The organism is Neisseria sp. P0008.S004 (assembly GCF_051962755.1).
GTDB classification, from domain to species: domain Bacteria; phylum Pseudomonadota; class Gammaproteobacteria; order Burkholderiales; family Neisseriaceae; genus Neisseria; species Neisseria subflava_A.
On the sequence record NZ_JBQCUZ010000004.1, the window covers coordinates 192567 to 211190 of the forward strand.

Here is an 18624-nt window from a genome sequence, read left to right on the forward strand (position 1 = left end):
GAAATCGTAGTGATGCGTTTCAGACGGCCTTTTTTATTTGGTCAAAAAATAGTTTGTTTATTGAAGTTTAAGCAGTCGGTCTTGTTCAACAGACAATACGCCGTTTACTTTTTTGAAATAGGCAATGGCATCTTCAATATTGGTCTTGGAAGCCGGACGAATAGCAATGCCGTTCAGGTTTTTGTATTCGTAAACCAAAGTTGCACCAGAGGTTTTCACTGCTTTTAGCAATGGCGCAGAACCAGTTTGGGCATCATAGAAGATAATCAGGTTGCCGGTTGTATCTTGGGTTTGTTGCTGAGATGGAATAGCAGTTAATTGAGTAGGAGTGCTTGGGCTTTGACAGGAACAAAGCAGGGTGGAGAGTAGGACGAATGCTAGGATTTTCATGGCATTAATTCAATTTGATAAAAGAAAAAAGGCCGTCTGAACAATCGTAAAACAAAATCAAAGTTTCTCTTTACAACTTTCAGACGGCCTTTGTTCCTTATGCTTCAGGCAATTCCATGGCTAGAACGGTTTGTTCTTGTTTGGCACGGAAAGCCGCCAATTTTTCAGCCAATTCAGGATTTTCATTGGCCAAAAGTGAAATAGCAAACAGCGCTGCATTGGCCGCGCCTGCTTCGCCAATGGCAAATGTGGCAACAGGAACGCCTTTGGGCATTTGTACAATCGAAAGCAGGGAGTCTTCGCCGCGCAGATATTTGCTGGGCACGGGAACACCCAAGACGGGCACCGTGGTTTTGGCTGCAACCATGCCTGGCAAATGCGCTGCGCCGCCTGCGCCGGCAATGATGGCTTTGATGCCGCGTTCGCGTGCGGTTTCGGCGTATTCAAACATCAAATCAGGCGTACGGTGTGCAGAGACGACACGCGCTTCGTATTCAACGCCGAATTCTTTGAGAAATTGTGCTGCCTGCTGCATCACCGGCCAATCGCTGTTGCTGCCCATAATAATGCCGACTTGGATCATGAGGAGTTCCTTTTGCTTGAATGGATTAAGGGTAAAAAAATATTCAGACGGCCTTGGGGATGACAAGGCCGTCTGAACGTTTATCTTTGTTTGAGACTGATGGAAGCGCGTTTTGCCGCTTCGCTGTTGGGGAAGCTTTGTATCAGTTTGCGCCATGTGCTGCGGGCGATGTCTTTTTGTTGCAGTTTGTATTGGCATTGGCCGATGCTGTACATGGCATCGGGAGCTTGCGGGCTGTTGCGGAATCGGTTGGCGTAGCGGTTGCCGATTTCGATAACGGATTCGCAGTTGCCCAGACGTTGTTGGCTTTGCAGAAGCAGGTACATATTGCGGCGGGCAATTTCGCTGCCGTTGCCGCCGTCTGCCTCTTTCAAAATGGCTACTGCGGCAGAGAAGTTGTTGCGCTGGTAGTATTTTTGTGCCTGATTATAAAGGCGCAGTTCGTTTTGTGCGGCTGAGTCTGTTTCAGACGGCACGCCGCCGCCATTGGCCAAATAGTTCATTTTCAGCTTGCGGTCGTCTAATCGCTGGGCTTTGGGGTTGGAAGCCGAAGTAGTCGGACGCTTGATGGTTCGTTGTTGTTCCAATGTGTGCAAGCGTTGATTTAATTCTTCAACCGTGCGTTCCAGTCGGGCAATTTGTATACCTAAGTGGTCAATCTGGGTTTGTGCATCTAAGCGTGGATAGGGGATACTTTTTTCATGCAAAGGCTCGCGCGGAATATCCGGCAGGACAAAGTTGGGATTGTCGGCAGGTTGGGGAGGATGGGAAACGGCGCATGATGCGGCCAATAGAGTAAGCGGCAAAAGAAACAGGGAATGTGATAATGTTTTCATCGGATTGTGTCGTTTTATTTTTTTAGCAGCAGTGTCAAACCGTCGCCGATAGGCAGGGTAATGGGAATAATGCGTGTATCGTGCGGCAGATTTTGGTTGAAATGGCGCAGGATATCCAAGCTGGGTGGATCATTTTCGCCAGCTTCATTCATGACGCGCCCGCCCAATAAGATATTGTCGATGGCAATTACGCCGCCACTCCGTACCAGTTGTAAACAGCGTTCAAAATATTTCGGCGTAGGCGGTTTGTCGGCATCGATAAGCGCCAAGTCATAGCTTTCCGATTCGCCTTGCACAATCAAATCGTCCAAAGTCAGCAAAGCCGGTTGCAGATGAAGCGAGATTTTATGCGCTATGCCTGCTGCCTGCCATGTTTCGCGGGCAATATCGGTAAAGGTTACATTGATGTCGCAAGCCGTGATTTTGCCGTCCTCGGGGAGGGTAAGTGCCATGGCGGTGCTGCTGTAACCGGTAAAGACACCAACTTCCAAATATTTTTTGGCATTCAATAATTTGGCCAACCACACCAACATGGCTGCCTGCTCTTGTGCGATGGCCATCTTTCCCAGACGATGTGATTGGGTGCGCTCGCGCAATGCGGTCAAAACGGGATGTTCAGATTGACCGATGCTGTTGAGGTACTGCTGTAACGCCGGATCGGTATTGTGGGTGTTGGTCGTCATACCGATATGGGTTAGTCTTGATAATAGGTGTAAGGTTTTTTGTTGACTTTGGCCGCTTCAAATTCAGCCTGTTCGGCCGGATTGAGGGTAACATCCCACAGCAAATGGCGGTTTTCGAGGCGTTGCGCTTCCATTTCGGGATTGTCTTCCATGAGTTTGTCGAGGAATTGGGTAGCTTCGGATTTGTAGTGGTACATGATGTCTTGCCTGAATCGTTGTCAGACCGTCATTATAGCCGATATTTTTTGTCAATACGCTAATTAATCGAACTTCCATAAGGTATAATGGCACGTCTTTTTTAGGCTGTCTGAAGCCTTTGCTCAATGTTTTGTTCTTTCTACGGCAGGATATTGTGCAAAGGCTTAAGCCGGACAAGTTTCAGACGGCCTTTTTTATTGTGAAAAGAGCTGCTTATGTTAAAAAAATGGCTGCATAAAGTGTTGCCTAAAAAACACGTCAAGTCGTTGCCCGAAAAGGAAATTATCTCACTTGAGCAACATGGTATCCATGCGGATATGTTGAGCTTTGCCGCTGAGAAAATTGCTAAACGCCTGCATGAAGCCGGTTTTCAGGCTTATGTTGTAGGTGGGGCCGTTCGGGATTTGTTACTCGGGGTCGAGCCCAAAGACTTTGATATCGCAACCGATGCCACGCCGGAGCAAATCCGCAAAGTATTCCGCCGCAGCCGCATTATCGGCCGCCGCTTCCAAATCGTTCATGTGATGATCGGCCCTGAAACCATTGAAGTGACGACGTTCCGCGGTGGCGATAAGGTTCAGCAAAATGCGCAAGGCCGTATTATGAAGGACAATACTTACGGCAGTATTGAAGAAGATGCCATGCGCCGCGACTTTACTTGCAATGCGCTGTATTACGACCCGATTAAAGAGGAGATTTGGGACTTCCATCAGGGTGTGGCTGATGTTGCTGATAAAAAATTGGTGATGATAGGCGATCCTGCCGAACGCTATCAGGAAGACCCAGTCCGTATTCTTCGTGCCGTCCGTTTGTCGGGCAAGTTGGGCTTTGAAGTGGAAGAGCAAACGGCTTTGCCAATTGCAGAATATGCAGGCCGTCTGAAAAATGAGCCTGTTGCTCGTCTTTTTGACGAAATTCTGAAAATTCTGTTTTCCGGTTATTCTCGTGCCTGTTTGAAAAGGCTAAACGAGTTGGGTATTCCCGAAGGCATCCATCCGCTTTTAGATGCCTTGAAAACTGCCGAAGCGGCTGAAAACCGTATGATTATGTTGGCCTTGAAAAATACCGACGAGCGTATCCGTGCGGATAAGTCCGTTTCCGTCGGTTTCGTATTGGCGGCAGTATTGTGGCCGACACTGAACGCTATTTGGCAACGCAATCTAAGCCATGGACAAAAAACTGTCCCTGCATTGATGGATGCGATGAACACCATGCGTGACACAGTAGAGAAGGGTTGGGGTGTACCGCAACGATTTTCTGCAACCATGCGTGAAGTCTGGCAATTTCAGCCGCAATTTGACAATATGCGCGGCGCACGCCCGTATCGCCTGCTATCGCAAACACGTTTCCGAGCCGCTTATGATTTCCTGATTTTGCGTAGCGAGGTTGGCGAGGTTGATAAAGAGATGGCTTCTTGGTGGACAACTTTCCAACATGCCGATGAGGAAACACGCCAGCAAATGACTGTTGCCAATGATCACAAACGTCAGAAACAAAGTGGATCAACCGATGGCAAACTCAAACGTCGCCGCCGCCGTCCAAAAAAGAAAACCACTGAGGCTGAATAAATTATCAAAATAAGTTTGAGGCCGTCTGAAACCATTAAATCTTTTGAGATTTGGTTTTCAGACGGCCTTCGTATTTCAAAAAAACCGCAGGTCTTTCAACCTGCGGTTTGCTTTTACGATTTGTTTTCTTCGCTGTCGAGGAAGCTGCGGAGGCGGTCGCTGCGGGTCGGGTGGCGTAGCTTGCGCAGGGCCTTGGCTTCGATTTGACGGATACGTTCACGAGTTACGTCAAATTGTTTGCCGACTTCTTCCAAAGTGTGGTCGGTATTCATATCGATACCGAAACGCATACGCAAAACTTTGGCTTCGCGCGGTGTCAGGCTTTCGAGGATTTCTTTGGTTACTTCGTGCAGGCTGGTGTACATCGCAGCTTCTGCCGGAGCAACGTTGTTGGCATCCTCGATGAAGTCGCCCAAGTGCGAATCATCGTCATCGCCAATCGGTGTTTCCATGGAAATCGGCTCTTTGGCGATTTTCATGATTTTGCGGATTTTGTCTTCCGGCATTTCCATTAGCTCGGCCAGTTTGGCGGAATCAGGCTCTTCACCGGTTTCTTGCAGGTATTGGCGCGAGATACGGTTCATTTTGTTGATGGTTTCAATCATGTGAACCGGAATACGGATGGTACGCGCTTGGTCGGCGATGGAACGGGTAATCGCTTGACGGATCCACCATGTGGCATAAGTAGAGAACTTGTAGCCGCGGCGGTATTCGAATTTGTCTACCGCTTTCATCAGACCGATATTGCCTTCTTGAATCAAATCAAGGAACTGCAAGCCGCGGTTGGTGTATTTTTTGGCAATAGAAATAACCAAACGCAAGTTGGCCTGAATCATTTCCTGTTTGGCGGCTGAGGTTTCTTTCTCGCTCAGCACCATGTTTTTGTTGATTTCTTTCAACTCTTCGATGGAAATGCGGGTTTCGGCTTCCATATTTGCCAACTCGGTTTGTTTTTCGAGGATGGCGTGGCGGAAACGATCCAACGCGTTTGCCCATACACGGCCTTTGGCTACTTCTTCTTCTACCCATTTCAAATCAGTAATGGCGGGCAGGAAGTTTTTGATGAAGTAGTCGCGTTCCATGCGGACGCGGTCGATACAGATATCGCGGATTTCACGCTCGAGTTTGCGGATGTTTTCAACGCGGCTGCGCAGGTTACTGCTTAGGTTTTCGATTTGACGTGTGGCAAAACGGACTTCTAACAGTTTGTTGGCAATGGCATCGCGGTGTTTCAGGTAGTTGGCGTGTTGGCTGCCGTGTTTTTCCAACTGCTTGATCATTTTGCCGTATTCGCTCTCGATAAAGGCGAAGTGTTCTAAAACTTTTTGCTTCAGTTCGGCTAAATGGGCGGCGGATATAGCTTCAGAGTCGCTACCTGAATCGTCTTCATCTTCCTCGTCGGCATCTTCATCGTTGCTATCGGCTTCGTCTTCTACATCATCAGGCTTGGCATTTTCCAAATGACCTAAGCCCAATTCGTTCAACAAGACTTCATTAGGGTCGATGATGGCTTCAACCACCTCATCCACACGGATTTCGTCGTTGCGGACTTGCTCGATCAACGCCAGAATTTCGGCAATTGAGCCTGGGCAGGCGGAGATTGCCTGCACCATGTTTTTCAGTGCATTTTCGATTTTTTTGGCGATGATGATTTCGTCTTCACGCGTCAACAGATCGACTTGCCCCATTTCACGCATATACATACGCACAGGGTCGGTAGTGCGGCCAAATTCTGAATCTGCACTGGAGAGTGCTGCTTCGGCTTCTTCAACGGCATCATCGTCGGTCATGGCGGCGGCGTTGTCGCTCAAGAGGATGTCTTCAGCATCGGGGGCTTGCTCGGTTACTTGGATGCCCAAGCCGGAAATCATGCTGACGATGTTGTCGATTTGTTCGGCATCAGACATATCGTCGGGCAGCGCGTCGTTAATTTCGGAATAAGTGATGTAGCCGCGTTCTTTACCCATAATAATGAGTTGACGCAGACGGGCGCGCTGCTCTTCGATACTCAAGGGACGGTTGTCATCTTGGTCTTGGTATTCTTCGTAGTTTTGATTTTTAGACATGAATTGCTCTCTAGGTTGATAGGATGCCGACGGTTTACGGTGATGTAGCCGTACCTGAAGGCGGAGCAGAGCTTTTTGTTGTGAAATCAGATTTCACTTTAATACTCTGAGGCCGTCTGAAAATATTACAGATGGAGTGTTCTGCGTGTCATGTTTCGCAGCGTGTGTTTAGATTGTTCAGACGGCCTGAGGGGTTAGTTTTGCTTTGCCGTCAAAAGCGACAGCAAAAGTCTTTTTTCATTTTCGGTCAAACCAGTTTGAATACTTTTTTGCTTTAAAGTTTCGATTTGACTGTATTTTAATTCATTTAACAACTTTTTCATGCCGATTTGGAAACTTTCGCAATCTTCCTCGTTATCCCCTTCCATTTCTTCAGAGTGAAGGGTCGATAAAAAGATTTGATTGACGGTTTCCTCATAGGGTGAACCGCGCATATATTCAAGCACTTGTGCAGTTGCAGGAGTTGTATCGTGATGCTTGATGGTTTCGGCCAAATTGGCAAGGCAGGCAAAATCGCCGCTTAAAGCAAGATAATCGGGCAGGTCTATATATGAAGCCCAAGCCGGATTTATCAAGAGGCTGCGTATCTGTCTTTGAACCAGCGTCAGCATGGTTGGCTGTTTGACAGAAATAGGCGGCAGTTTGTAACTTTTTTGTTTGACGTGCCGTTTTGGCGCTTCTTGTCCGAGTAATTGGGCGAGGTTGTCCGGGTCAATGCCTACGAGCTCGCTGAGTTTTTGTTTCAGAAGATAGCCCAATGCCGGCGCGGTAATCTGAGCCAAGAGCGGAGAACTGGTTTTGATCAATTCTGCTTTGCCTTCTTGCGTATTGAGGTTGAGGCCGTCTGAAAGATGTTCCCAAAAGTATTCCGATAGGGGCTTGCTTTGGTTTAACAAGGCATCTTCAAATTGAGTCTTGCCGTAGGCGCGGATGTAACTGTCAGGGTCGTGTTCTTCGGGTAGGAATAGAAAATGCAGTGATTTATCGTCTTTTAATTGCGGCAACGCATTTTCCAGCGCGCGCCAAGCCGCTTTACGTCCCGCGCTGTCGCCATCAAAACAAAAATAAATACTGTCGGCCTGACGCATCAGGATTTTGACGTGTTCCGCCGTGGTTGCCGTACCTAAAGCCGCTACGCCGTAGCCGACGCCGAACTGCGCCAATGCAACCACGTCCATGTAGCCTTCGACCACCAAAATCCGTCCTGCCTCTTTTACGGCAGCACGCCCTTCATATAGTCCGTAAAGGTTTTTCCCTTTATCGAACAAAGGCGTATCGGGAGAGTTCAGGTATTTGGGTTTGGAGTCGTCCAATACGCGGCCGCCAAAGCCGATTACCTGCCCACGCGGATTACGGATAGGGAACATAATCCGATGGCGAAAGCGGTCGTAATGTTTGCCTTCGTTGTCGATGACCATGCCCGTATCCACCAACGCAGTATTAGGATAGGGTTGGAATACTTGCGCCAAAGGTTGCCAGCCGTCGGGTGCATAGCCCAAGCCATAATGCGCAATAACTTCCGCACTCAAGCCGCGCTTGTCCAAATAAGCCTTCGCCGCCGGATTGAATTTCAACTGTTGCGCATAAAAATCCGCTGCCGCTGCTGTCGTTTCTTCCAAAGTCTGCTGTTTTTTCTTACGTTCGGCACGGATTTCGGGGTTGTCTTCCTGCCCACGAACTTTAGGTACCGTCATGCCGACGCGATCAGCCAAAAACTGCACTGCCTCCGGAAACGACAGCCCCTGATGTTCCATCACAAATCCAATCGCCGAACCATGAGCCCCGCAACTGAAACAATGGTAAAACTGCTTGGTCGGGCTGACCGAAAACGACGGCGTCTTTTCCTTGTGAAACGGACAGCAGGCCATATAGTTCGCCCCACCTTTCTTCAGCGGAACCTGTTCGTCGATAATATCGACAATATCGACTTTGGACAAAAGCTCATCAATGAAATCAGATGGAATCATGGCTCGGCAGAAGAGGATGGACGGAAAATATTTCAGACGGCCTTATAAACAGACAAAGGCCGTCTGAGAATGGAATTTTGGATGAGTGTTGAAATGAGTTTTGTATTATAGCAAATTGTTGTAATACATGTGTCTTATCCTTTTGAGGTAGAGTATTAATCATCGTATTTCATTCGTTATTTAAGATAGATATGATGTCGTTAAAGCAAAGGCCGTCTGTAAGATATTCAGACGGCCTTTGATGTTGGTTTATTTTTTGATTTAGTTGCACTTTGATGGTATGAATATGATAATGAACGTATATCCTCGGTTTTAGAAAGGTCGTTTCTCATGAAAGATTTTGCCCGTTTGCTCAACCATCCCGATATTTCCTTTTCTCCGATTCCAAATGCCATTAAAGTTGATAACCCTGCAACAGGTGAGGCTTTGGCGTTTGTCCGTAAGACTGATTCAGACGGCCTGAAGCTTTTGATTCAAAAGGCGGAGGCGGCACAAAAATTATGGGCGGCAAAAACTGCGTTGGAGCGCGCCGATGTGTTGTGGCGTTGGTATTTTTTAATTAAAGAAAACAAAGAAGAACTGGCGCGTATCATGACGATGGAGCAGGGCAAAAGTCTGACTGAGGCGCGTGGCGAGATTGATTATGCGGCTTCGTTTGTGCGCTGGTTTGCGGAAGAGGCTCGGCGGATTGACGGTGATGTGCTGACGAGTGTGAAAGCGTCGCAAAAACTGGTTGTATTGAAACAACCCGTCGGCGTTACTGCTGCGATTACGCCGTGGAACTTCCCGTCTGCGATGATTGCGCGCAAGGCTGCACCTGCTTTGGCAGTGGGCTGTGCGATGATTGTCAAACCTGCATCGCTCACGCCTTTGAGTGCGTATGCGTTGGCCGTGCTGGCTTATGAATCAGGTATGCCGCAGGATTTGTTGCCTGTTGTCAGTGGTAGCGCTTCGGAAATCAGCCATGAATTTGCTACGAACCCGACTGTACGCAAAATCAGCTTTACCGGCTCAACCGAAGTAGGTGCGAAAATTTTTGCCGACAGCGCGGCAGACATTAAAAAACTCAGTTTGGAGCTGGGCGGTAATGCGCCGTTTATCGTGTTTGACGATGCCGATTTGGACAAAGCCGTCGAAGGCGCGCTGGCCAGCAAGTTCCGTAACAGCGGTCAGACCTGCGTCTGCACCAACCGCGTTTACGCTCAATCCGGCATTTACGACGAATTTTGCCGCAAATTGAGTGAAAAAGTGGCGGCGCTTAAATTGGGCAACGGCTTGGAAGATGGCGTAAACCAAGGGCCGTTGATTGAGGAAAAAGCGGTAGAAAAAGTTGAGCAGCACATCGCCGACGCATTGGCTAAAGGAGCAAGTTGCCTGACCGGCGGCAAACGCAGCGCATTGGGCAGAACGTTTTTTGAGCCTACCGTTTTAAGCGGCGTTACGGCGCAAATGGCGGTAGCTCGCGAAGAAACCTTCGGGCCTTTGTGTCCCGTGTTCCGTTTTGAAACCGAAGCCGAAGTCATCGAGGCTGCGAACAATACGGAATACGGTTTGGCAGCTTACCTTTTCACCTCCGACGTCGCCCGTCAATGGCGCGTCGGCGAAGCCTTGGAATACGGCATGGTCGGTATCAATACGGGCTTAATCAGTAATGAAGTGGCACCATTTGGCGGCGTAAAACGCAGCGGTTTGGGACGTGAAGGCAGCAAATATGGTGCGGATGAATATTTGGAATTGAAATATTTGTGCATTGATGTAGCGGAATAAAGCTGCACAGTAAAGGCCGTCTGAAATTTGGTTTTCAGACGGCCTTTTTTAAATGCAGAAAAGGTATTGGGTAATTTTCATATTATGAGGACGAGCTTTATAAAGAAGCAAAACCATAAGAAACAAAGTTGCAAAAAATTTGTCACATGTTTATAAAATTAGTTTGATAACTATTTTATATGTTTTTAATTGCATTAGATGTGTATTCCAAATTTCTGGCAGTAGTTTTTCTTTGAGTGATGGCAACGGAAATTTTGGTACATATATCGGCGGCAATACAACAGTGAGCAAGGTAAGATTAGTTCTTTTTGCTTGCACAGTGTGGCTCATATCGATAGCGTAGAAACTTTATTCAGGGTACAATTTTTGGGTGTGACTTTTATAAAAAAGGTGATGTGAATGTTGAAGAAATTTTTAATCCTGTTTTGCGTAGCTTTCACCGGCGCATGCAGTTCATTTGATGGAGATGGTTTGACAAATGGCTCATATTCTCAAGGAAAACGTCTTGATCCGAATTGTGATCATTATGCTGTCGGCGGTAGTGGCGGCGGTTGTACACCGGCAGGTCAATGGCATCTTAAAGATAAACAAGGACAAAGAGTGCCATTCTAGCTTTTAAAAATGATTGTAGAACGGGCATTTAATTATTTAGGCCGTCTGAAATTTCGTTTTCAGACGGCCTTTGTTTTAGAGTAGATCCTGGATGGCTGAACGTTCTTCTTCTAATTCGGCCAGTGTGGCGGCAATACGTTTTTGGCTGAATTCGTCCGACAAATCCAAGCCCTGGACGATGCGGTAGCTGCCTTCGTCGCAAATGACGGGGAAGCCGAAAATCAAACCTTCGGGAATGCCGTAAGAGCCATCTGATGGAACGCCCATGGTTATCCATTTACCACTGCTGCCGAGCAACCAGTCGCGCAGGTGGTAGATGGCGGCATTGGCGGCGGAAGCTGCGGATGATGAACCGCGTGCGGCAATAATGGCGGCACCGAGTCCGGCGATTTTCGGCATGAAAACTTCGGTGTTCCAGTCGGGTTCGGTAATCATGTCTTGGACGGACTCGCCGTTGCTGGTGGCGTAGCGGTAGTCGGCGTACATGGTCGGGCTATGGTTGCCCCAGACGCACATTTGCTCGATGGAAGTAATCGGGCGGTCGATTTTTTCGGCAATTTGGCTAACGGCACGGTGGTGGTCGAGACGCATCAGTGCGGTGAAATTTTCTGGCGGGATGTCGGGGGCGGATTTCATGGCGATGTAGGCGTTGGTATTGGCCGGATTGCCGACGACGAGGACTTTAACGTTGCGATTGGCAACTTTGTTCAACGCCGCGCCTTGTACTTTGAAAATTTCGCCATTGGCGTGCAGCAAGTCGGCGCGCTCCATGCCTTGGGTACGCGGGCGCGCTCCAATCAAGAGGGCAATGTCGGCATCTTTGAAGGCGACTTCGGGGTCGTCTGTGGCGAAGATGTCGGCAAGGAGCGGGAAGGCGCAATCCTGCATTTCCATAATCACGCCGCGCAATGCCTGTTGTGCCTGCGGCAGGTCGAGCAGCTGCAGGATAACGGGTTGGTCGCGTCCTAGCATGATGCCGCCGGCGATACGGAAAAGGGTGGCATAGGCGATTTGGCCTGCCGCGCCGGTAACGGCGATTCGGACGGGTGGCTTGAGGGTCATATTTTTCCTTTTGAAGTCGTTGTTTTACTTGATTTTCGGATTATAGCAGTATTATGTGGCGAATGATGTAGGAAGGCCGTCTGAAATTTGATTTTCAGACGGCCTTCAGTGTTTGAAAAGATTATTCGCCGTTTTTCTTTTCAGCTTGTTCTTCTGCTGCTTCATAGGCTTCGACGATTTTCTGCACCAAAGGATGACGGACGACGTCTTCGCTGGTGAAGGTGTGGAAATACAGGCCTTCTACGTCGCGCAGTTTTTCGCGTGCATCTTTCAAGCCGGATTTGATGTTGCGTGGCAGGTCGATTTGGCTGATGTCGCCGGTAATGACTGCTTTGGCACCGAAGCCGATACGGGTCAGGAACATTTTCATTTGTTCGGGCGTGGTATTTTGCGCTTCGTCCAAAATGACATATGCGCCATTTAAGGTACGGCCGCGCATATAGGCCAGCGGCGCAATTTCAATCAAACCTTTTTCCATCAATTTGGTTACGCGGTCGAAACCCATTAAATCATAAAGCGCATCATAAAGCGGTCGCAGGTAGGGATCGACTTTTTGCGCCAAATCGCCCGGCAGGAAGCCTAATTTTTCGCCTGCTTCGACTGCGGGACGCACCAAAACAATGCGTTCGATTTGATGTTTTTCCATGGCATCGACTGCGGCGGCAACGGCAAGATAGGTCTTACCCGTACCGGCAGGGCCTAAGCCGAACACGACATCGTGGTTGAGCAAGGCGCGGATATAGCCGTTTTGACGCGGGGTGCGGCCGCCGATGCTGCCGCGTTTGGTGCGGAAATAGTATTGTTGGTCGTGGTGTTTTTCTTCGTGTTTTTCATCTGCGGTTTTTGCTTCGACGGCCGCGAGGCTGATGGCGTTGTCGTCCAAGTCGCCTTTTTCTGCGGCTTCGGCAAGCGACAGCAAGGCACGGCGGCCAGCATGTGCCAGTTCGCCCATGAAGGTGAAATGTTCGAAGCGGCGGCTGATTTGGATATCAAGGGCTTTGCCTAAGGCTTCGAGATTGCTGTCGAGCGCACCGCACAGGCGTTGCAACACGGTATTGTCAATTTCTTCAAACTGCAGATGGACGGTGTGGGTCATATCGGTTTCCGTAAATAAATCTAATTTTTCCATATTATACCCTTGTTCAGACGGCCTGATTTATAATACGTCGCTTCTTTTTAATAAACCGTTTCAATCAAAATGAATCACACTGCTTCTCCTCAATCGGAATTTCTGCGCGGTATCAAAGAATGTTCTCCCATGCTGATCGGCTTGTTGCCGTGGGCGCTGATTTTGGGCATGCAGGGTGGGCAGAAAGGCATGAGTTGGCTGGAAATGCTGCTGATGACGGGCATGAACTTTGCCGGAGGTTCGGAATTTGCCGCAGTCAATTTGTGGGCAAATCCCTTGCCGATACTGCTGATTGCAACGGTTACGTTTATGATCAATTCGCGCCATATCCTGATGGGTGCGGCGATTGCGCCGTATATGAGGGATATGCCGCTGAAAAAGGCGATGCCCGCGCTGTTTTTTATGTGTGATGAAAGCTGGGCAATGGCGTTTGCTGAAATTCAAAAGCGTAAGGCGGCAGGTTTGCCTGCATTCAATATGCCGTTTTATGCCGGCGTGTGCTTTATTTTGTATGTAACTTGGATTGGTTTTGCGGCGTTTGGTGCGGCAGTAGGTCCAATGTTCGGCGATGTGGCGGCTTGGGGCTTCGGCATGGCGTTTCCTGCGGTGTTTTTGGTGTTGCTGCGCGGGATGTGGAAGAGCTTTGCGGCTTCGCGCCCTTGGTTTGTCAGCCTGATTGTGGCGTGCGCAACCTATTTGATCGTGGATGGCGCATGGTATGTTCCGGCCGGAACGTTATCGGGTTTATTGGTGGCGTATTTGTGGGGAGAGCAAAAATGAAGGATTTGTTGTCGCTGCAATCGTTTTTGCTGTTTTTAAGCATGTTGGCCGTTACTTATTCAACCCGATTAATCGGCTTTTTTGCATTGCGCAACCGTACGTTGAGCCGTCGCGCGCAAGTGGTTATGGAGGCTGCGCCGGGTTGTGTGTTGATTTCTGTGATTGCGCCATATTTTGTGTCGGATAAACCGCATGAGCTGATTGCCATTGCTTTGACGGTATTGGCGGCTAGCCGGTTTTCGATGTTGGTGACGGTATTAATCGGCGTTGGCACTTCGGGCATACTCGGTTATTTGATGAAATAAAAAATTTTCAGACGGCCTTACTTGTTATAATGGCCGTCTGAATTTTTCGATAAAGCAAAAACATGGCAAACCAACGACTCATCTATGGCTTTCACGCCGTCAATGCCCGTTTGTGGCAAAACCCGAAATCAATTACCGAACTCTATATCCAAGAAGGCAAATCCGATGCACGCACCCGCGATGTATTGGATAAAGCGGCCTCTGAAAACGTACGCGTGCATTTTGCTGATGCCGACCGCCTGAATGCCATCAGCAAAGGGGCGCGTCATCAGGGTGTGGTCGGGTTTATCGATGCCTCCAAAAACCATGTTCACTTGGAAGATGTGTTGGAAAACCTGAGCGAACCGCCGTTTTTGCTGGTATTGGACGGCATTACCGACCCGCACAACCTTGGCGCATGCCTGCGTACTGCCGATGCGATGGGCGTACATGCCGTGATTGCGCCCAAAGACAAAAGCGCCGGCCTGAATGCGACTGTCAGCAAAGTTGCCTGTGGCGCGGCGGAAACCGTGCCGTATATTACCGTAACCAATCTTGCCCGTACTTTACGTGAATTAAAAGAGTACGGTATTTGGATTGTCGGCACAGACATGGGCGGCGACTCCGACCTTTACCACTGCGACTTGCCAGACAGCGTGGCTTGGGTAATGGGCAACGAAGGCGAGGGTATGCGCCGCCTGACGCGCGAACATTGCGATATGCTGGTATCGATTCCGATGTTTGGCACGGTAGAAAGCATGAACGTTTCCGTCAGCGCAGGCATGGTATTGAGCGAAACCCGCCGTCAACGCGTGTTGAAATCGGAAAAATAAAAAGTTTAATTAAAAGGCCGTCTGAATGTTTTTCAGACGGCCTTTCAAAATTTTAATGTTGTTCCAAACGTTTGATTTCCGTTTCTTCTAAAACTTCCGCCTCCACCAAAGGAATCGTAACATCGGCATCTGTTGATGGTTTTAAAAGCTCATATACGGTTTTTTTAACGGCTGTTTCAATACGAGAACGCATTGCCCATACAAATAAAAACAATAAGATAAAAAATGAGGTAAAGATAAATAGTCCGTATAGGTAGCTGCCTAAAAGCTGGCCTATATAGAGTGAAAGGCTAAGTAAAACCAAAATGACGGCTACTGCTCCTGTAATGGCGAAGAGTAGGTAGAAAACGCTTGGTGCCGCATATTCAGAAGCCGTTTCTGCCAATTGTTCCTGTTTTTCTCGAACACTGTCGGAAATCGGGTCAATGATGGCTTCACGAAATTTCCGCTTTATAAAATCAAACATAGTTTCCCCTTTTTTATAATGGTTAAAGAAATAGCATTATCTTATAAATAAGAAATTTATGCCAAAGCATTTGGAAATTTGGATGTATTGGGAAGTAGTAAATATACCGATTAGTTGAGATGAAGGGATAGGCTATTATTGAGTACAGCCTTGTGAAGGTTGGAGCAGCTCTGCTTATATTTAATAATAAAGTAGAAAAAATATAAATTATTCAAATATTTAAAATAAATGGAATAAATTTGTAATAATATGTTTTGTGCTAAGAGATTTGAGTTTTAATTCTCTTGATTTTTATGACTAAAGCAAGATGTTATAAGGCTGAGACGATTTTGCAAAAGTCTCAGCCCCGATTTATCTTACATTAACTTTTCTTCCGGCGACGTTCGCCAGGCAGCAGCATATCTGCCCATTTGATGATGTTGGCGACTTCTGCCGGATTGAGTTCGTAGAACTGGCCGCGTTTGAGGCGGTTTGGCAGACCGATGGGGCCAAAGCCTACGCGGACGAGGCGGCTGACGGTCAGGCCTTGGCTTTCAAAAATGCGGCGTACTTCTCGGTTGCGGCCTTCTTTGATGACGACGTTGTACCATTTGTTCGCGCCTTCGCCACCTTGTTCGTAGATGCGTTCGACTTTTGCCAAACCGTCTTCGAGCATCACGCCTTCTTCGGTCAGGACGCGCATTTGTTCGGTGGTCAACTCGCCCAATACGCGCACGGCGTATTCGCGTTCGACTTCAAAGCTGGGGTGGGCAAAGCGTTGAACCAGTTCGCCTGAAGTGGTCAGGATCAAAAGGCCGCTGGTATTGATGTCCAAACGGCCGATGGCTACCCAGCGGCTGCTGGCTGCTTGTGGCAGGCGGTCGAAAATGCTGACGCGGCCTTGCGGGTCGTCGCGGGAAACGATTTCGCCTTCTTGTTTGTAGTAGAGGATGATGCGTGGCAGGCGGTCTGCCCATTTGAGTTTGATGATGCTGCCTTTGACGGTAACATGATCGTCGGGCGTAACTTTTTCACCCAGTTGGGCTACACGGCCGTTGACCGTTACCCAGCCGTTGCTGATCCATTCTTCCATTTCGCGGCGTGAGCCGACGCCGGAAGCAGCCAGGACTTTTTGCAGGCGCTCGGGTTCGAAGCGGGAAAGGTCGCTGCGGCGTTCTTTCAAATCGCGGGCGTGCTCCATGATTTTTTGGTTGGGGTTGCGGACAACCAGTTTTTTGGCTTTGGCAGCACGTTGTTTAGGCGCGGTATTTTGAGCTTTAGGGCCGTCTGAAACTTTTTGGCCGTAAGGTTTGCCTGATGTTTTTCGCTCGTTGTCGGGACGTTTTTTATTGGCAAAGGATTTGGCCGGTTTGGAGGGTTTTTGGGCGGTAGATGATACGCCGTCGCGCCATTGGCGTTTGCTGGAAGGCTGTTTGGACATGATTTTTCCTAACTCGCTTGAAAAAGCGGTTCTTCTGCGGCGGTTGCGGCAGGGGTTGGATTGGGGGAAAAGGCCGTCTGAAAATCAGATTCAGACGGCCTGCCGATGAAAGGCTGTATTGTAACTCAACCAGTAAATTTTTGTTTGAAAATCCGAAAATTATGGTGAAAGGCGTTCGCGTATCCAGTTGCCGTCAACCAGGCGGTATTGGATGCGGTCGTGCAGGCGGCTGGGACGGCCTTGCCAGAATTCGATACGGTCGGGAATAACGAGGTATCCGCCCCAATGCGGCGGGCGGGGAACATGCAGGGGATGTTTGACACCGATGGCCGCGGCTTTGGCCACCAAGACGGCTTTGCTGGAAATCACTTCGCTTTGCGCGCTTGCCCATGCGCCGATACGGCTGGTATACGGGCGGCTTTCAAAATATTCGTCCGAAGCGGCGGCGTCGAGTTTTTCAATGCGTCCTTCAACACGCACTTGGCGTTCGAGTTCCGGCCAGAAAAAAGTCATAGCGGCAAAGGGGTGCGCCGTATAGGAGCGGCCTTTGCGGCTGTGGTAATTGGTAAAGAAAACAAAGCCTTTTGGGTTGACTTCTTTTAGCAGTACCATGCGGCTGTTGGGCCTGCCGTCTTCGCCCACGGCGGCAACGTTGACCGCTGTCGGCTCGTTGACTTCGGCGTGAATGGCTTCGTTCAGCCATTGCTCAAATTGGACAATCGGGTCGGCGTGGCATTCGGCTTCCGACAGCTCGCGCTTGCTGTAATCTTCGCGGATATTGTGCAGATCCATGATTTTCTCCTTAGGTCTGACTGAATCATACTCCGTTTTTTCAGACGGCCTCAAGGGCATTTGTGTATAATCGTAGCCCTTTCCAATATAGAACAATACGGAGTCCTGTCATGCAAACCGAAGTCGAACTGAAAATCTTAAATCCGAAAATGGCCGATTCCCTGCCTGCTTATGCAACGCCCGGTTCCGCCGGTTTGGACTTGCGTGCCTGCCTGGATGAAGCCGTTGTATTGCAGCCGGGCGATGTGTATCTCGTGCCGACCGGTTTGGCGGTGCATTTGGCCAACCCTGCGTATGCAGCCGTTTTGTTGCCGCGTTCTGGCTTGGGTCATAAACACGGTATTGTTTTGGGTAACTTGGTCGGTTTGATTGACTCGGATTATCAAGGCGAATTGAAGGTCTCTCTGTGGAACCGTGGTAAAGAAGCGTTTACCATCGAGCCGATGGAGCGTATCGCACAAATGGTGATTGTGCCAGTTGTCCAAGCCGCGTTTAAGGTTGTGGACGAGTTTGCCGCCAGCGAGCGCGGTGAAGGCGGATTCGGCAGTACCGGCAAAGCCTGATGATTTGAAAGGCCGTCTGTAACAGGATAAATTGAAATATTCGATTTCGGTTTGCCGCTGTTCAGACGGCTTTTTTGTTGTGCCAACCTTTGCATAATTACACACAAGATTGCATTTTTATATCTTGCCTGCATGGCTGACGCACCCAATAATACAGGCCGTCTGAAACCTTTACGGAGCGTTGTTATGTCCCGCCCCTCACTTTTTCTGCCTTTGTTTTTGATTATCTTTGGTGCGATTTGGTTTTTACGCGCTACGGATATTTTGCCTGCGACATCGACAATGATTGCCGGTGCATTAATTATTTTGGGCTTTGCCGTGTTGATTATGGACGGCATCAACAAACAGTCCATTGTTTCCGGCCCGATGCTGGTTTATATCGGTACAGCCATTTATCTGCACATGAGCTACTGGATTTACCTCTCGCCGTTATTGGCCATCGGCATGGTCGTGTTGGGTTGTCTGCTGTTGCTCTCACGCAGCGATATGGTTCCTGAGAAACACACAAAATAGAAAGATGAGAGATTTGGGTTTTGCCCTATAAAGGCCGTCTGAACAATGGTATAATCCGCCGTTTAAGACGGCCTTTTTTATTGTGGTTTAAATTTGAAATTTACCCTCTCGG

The 18624-nt window shown here is 48.8% G+C and carries 20 protein-coding genes; 8 read left to right on the forward strand and 12 right to left on the reverse strand.

Translation table 11 applies throughout. From position 1 onward, the window contains the following. Positions 1-57: 57 nt before the first annotated feature. The 5 genes from ACTHSW_RS06010 to ACTHSW_RS06030 form a co-directional block, all read right to left on the reverse strand. A complete protein-coding gene (locus ACTHSW_RS06010) occupies positions 58-390 on the reverse strand; it encodes a hypothetical protein (RefSeq protein WP_070461830.1) in 333 nt (110 codons plus the stop codon). 97 nt (positions 391-487) lie between these two features. After that, positions 488-973 carry a 5-(carboxyamino)imidazole ribonucleotide mutase gene (purE, locus tag ACTHSW_RS06015; RefSeq protein WP_003686478.1) on the reverse strand — a complete coding sequence of 162 codons (486 nt, stop codon included), beginning with the start codon at positions 971-973 and terminating at the stop codon, positions 488-490. Positions 974-1053: 80 nt separating this feature from the next. Next, complete coding sequence (locus tag ACTHSW_RS06020) at positions 1054-1809, reverse strand: tetratricopeptide repeat protein (RefSeq protein ID WP_070461832.1); 756 nt, start codon at positions 1807-1809, stop codon at positions 1054-1056. 14 nt (positions 1810-1823) lie between these two features. Continuing rightward, the gene (locus ACTHSW_RS06025) at positions 1824-2492 is read right to left on the reverse strand and encodes a class I SAM-dependent methyltransferase (protein ID WP_070461834.1); all 669 of its coding nucleotides are present in this window, start codon (positions 2490-2492) and stop codon (positions 1824-1826) included. Positions 2493-2503: 11 nt separating this feature from the next. Next, a complete protein-coding gene (locus tag ACTHSW_RS06030) occupies positions 2504-2689 on the reverse strand; it encodes a DUF3460 family protein (protein WP_070461836.1) in 186 nt (61 codons plus the stop codon). Positions 2690-2905: 216 nt separating this feature from the next. Here ACTHSW_RS06030 and ACTHSW_RS06035 point away from each other — a divergent pair, with 216 nt between their 5' ends. Then, the gene (locus tag ACTHSW_RS06035; protein ID WP_440373792.1) at positions 2906-4258 is read left to right on the forward strand and encodes a polynucleotide adenylyltransferase PcnB; all 1353 of its coding nucleotides are present in this window, start codon (positions 2906-2908) and stop codon (positions 4256-4258) included. Between the two features lie 113 nt (positions 4259-4371). On the opposite strand, the gene rpoD is transcribed toward ACTHSW_RS06035, so the two are convergent. Then, the gene (gene rpoD, locus ACTHSW_RS06040) at positions 4372-6324 is read right to left on the reverse strand and encodes an RNA polymerase sigma factor RpoD (RefSeq protein ID WP_107810887.1); all 1953 of its coding nucleotides are present in this window, start codon (positions 6322-6324) and stop codon (positions 4372-4374) included. 194 nt (positions 6325-6518) lie between these two features. Then, entirely contained in the window at positions 6519-8291 is a 1773-nt protein-coding gene (gene dnaG, locus ACTHSW_RS06045; RefSeq protein WP_107810886.1) for a DNA primase, read from the reverse strand. 330 nt (positions 8292-8621) lie between these two features. On the opposite strand from dnaG, the gene ACTHSW_RS06050 reads away from it, so the two are divergent. Continuing rightward, positions 8622-10058: an NAD-dependent succinate-semialdehyde dehydrogenase gene (locus ACTHSW_RS06050; RefSeq protein WP_107810365.1), complete on the forward strand. Its 1437-nt coding sequence runs from the start codon at positions 8622-8624 to the stop codon at positions 10056-10058. Positions 10059-10457: 399 nt separating this feature from the next. Continuing rightward, positions 10458-10670, forward strand: coding sequence for a hypothetical protein (locus ACTHSW_RS06055; RefSeq protein ID WP_159068520.1), 213 nt, complete (start codon positions 10458-10460; stop codon positions 10668-10670). Between the two features lie 75 nt (positions 10671-10745). On the opposite strand, the gene ACTHSW_RS06060 is transcribed toward ACTHSW_RS06055, so the two are convergent. Next, on the reverse strand, positions 10746-11732 hold the full coding sequence (locus ACTHSW_RS06060) for a malate dehydrogenase (protein WP_440373793.1): 987 nt from the start codon (positions 11730-11732) through the stop codon (positions 10746-10748). Between the two features lie 121 nt (positions 11733-11853). Further along, positions 11854-12828: a PhoH family protein gene (locus ACTHSW_RS06065; RefSeq protein WP_004520317.1), complete on the reverse strand. Its 975-nt coding sequence runs from the start codon at positions 12826-12828 to the stop codon at positions 11854-11856. Between the two features lie 102 nt (positions 12829-12930). Here ACTHSW_RS06065 and ACTHSW_RS06070 point away from each other — a divergent pair, with 102 nt between their 5' ends. From ACTHSW_RS06070 to rlmB, 3 genes are all read left to right on the forward strand, one after another. Continuing rightward, entirely contained in the window at positions 12931-13641 is a 711-nt protein-coding gene (locus tag ACTHSW_RS06070) for an AzlC family ABC transporter permease (protein WP_070461846.1), read from the forward strand. Continuing rightward, positions 13638-13946: an AzlD family protein gene (locus tag ACTHSW_RS06075; protein ID WP_003680717.1), complete on the forward strand. Its 309-nt coding sequence runs from the start codon at positions 13638-13640 to the stop codon at positions 13944-13946. The genes ACTHSW_RS06070 and ACTHSW_RS06075 overlap by 4 nt, the downstream gene beginning before the upstream one ends. Before the next feature lie 62 nt (positions 13947-14008). Then, positions 14009-14758: a 23S rRNA (guanosine(2251)-2'-O)-methyltransferase RlmB gene (gene rlmB / locus ACTHSW_RS06080; RefSeq protein WP_004520319.1), complete on the forward strand. Its 750-nt coding sequence runs from the start codon at positions 14009-14011 to the stop codon at positions 14756-14758. A gap of 52 nt (positions 14759-14810) precedes the next feature. On the opposite strand, the gene ACTHSW_RS06085 is transcribed toward rlmB, so the two are convergent. The 3 genes from ACTHSW_RS06085 to pdxH form a co-directional block, all read right to left on the reverse strand. After that, complete coding sequence (locus tag ACTHSW_RS06085) at positions 14811-15224, reverse strand: hypothetical protein (RefSeq protein WP_070461848.1); 414 nt, start codon at positions 15222-15224, stop codon at positions 14811-14813. Between the two features lie 361 nt (positions 15225-15585). Further along, complete coding sequence (locus tag ACTHSW_RS06090) at positions 15586-16644, reverse strand: pseudouridine synthase (protein ID WP_070461850.1); 1059 nt, start codon at positions 16642-16644, stop codon at positions 15586-15588. Between the two features lie 159 nt (positions 16645-16803). Next, positions 16804-17436 (reverse strand): pyridoxamine 5'-phosphate oxidase, encoded by a 633-nt coding sequence (gene pdxH / locus ACTHSW_RS06095; RefSeq protein ID WP_070461852.1) that lies wholly within the window; start codon positions 17434-17436, stop codon positions 16804-16806. Between the two features lie 110 nt (positions 17437-17546). On the opposite strand from pdxH, the gene dut reads away from it, so the two are divergent. Beyond that, positions 17547-17999 carry a dUTP diphosphatase gene (dut, locus tag ACTHSW_RS06100; protein ID WP_003680707.1) on the forward strand — a complete coding sequence of 151 codons (453 nt, stop codon included), beginning with the start codon at positions 17547-17549 and terminating at the stop codon, positions 17997-17999. 186 nt (positions 18000-18185) lie between these two features. Further along, positions 18186-18512 carry a hypothetical protein gene (locus tag ACTHSW_RS06105; RefSeq protein ID WP_063067841.1) on the forward strand — a complete coding sequence of 109 codons (327 nt, stop codon included), beginning with the start codon at positions 18186-18188 and terminating at the stop codon, positions 18510-18512. Positions 18513-18624 lie beyond the last annotated feature (112 nt).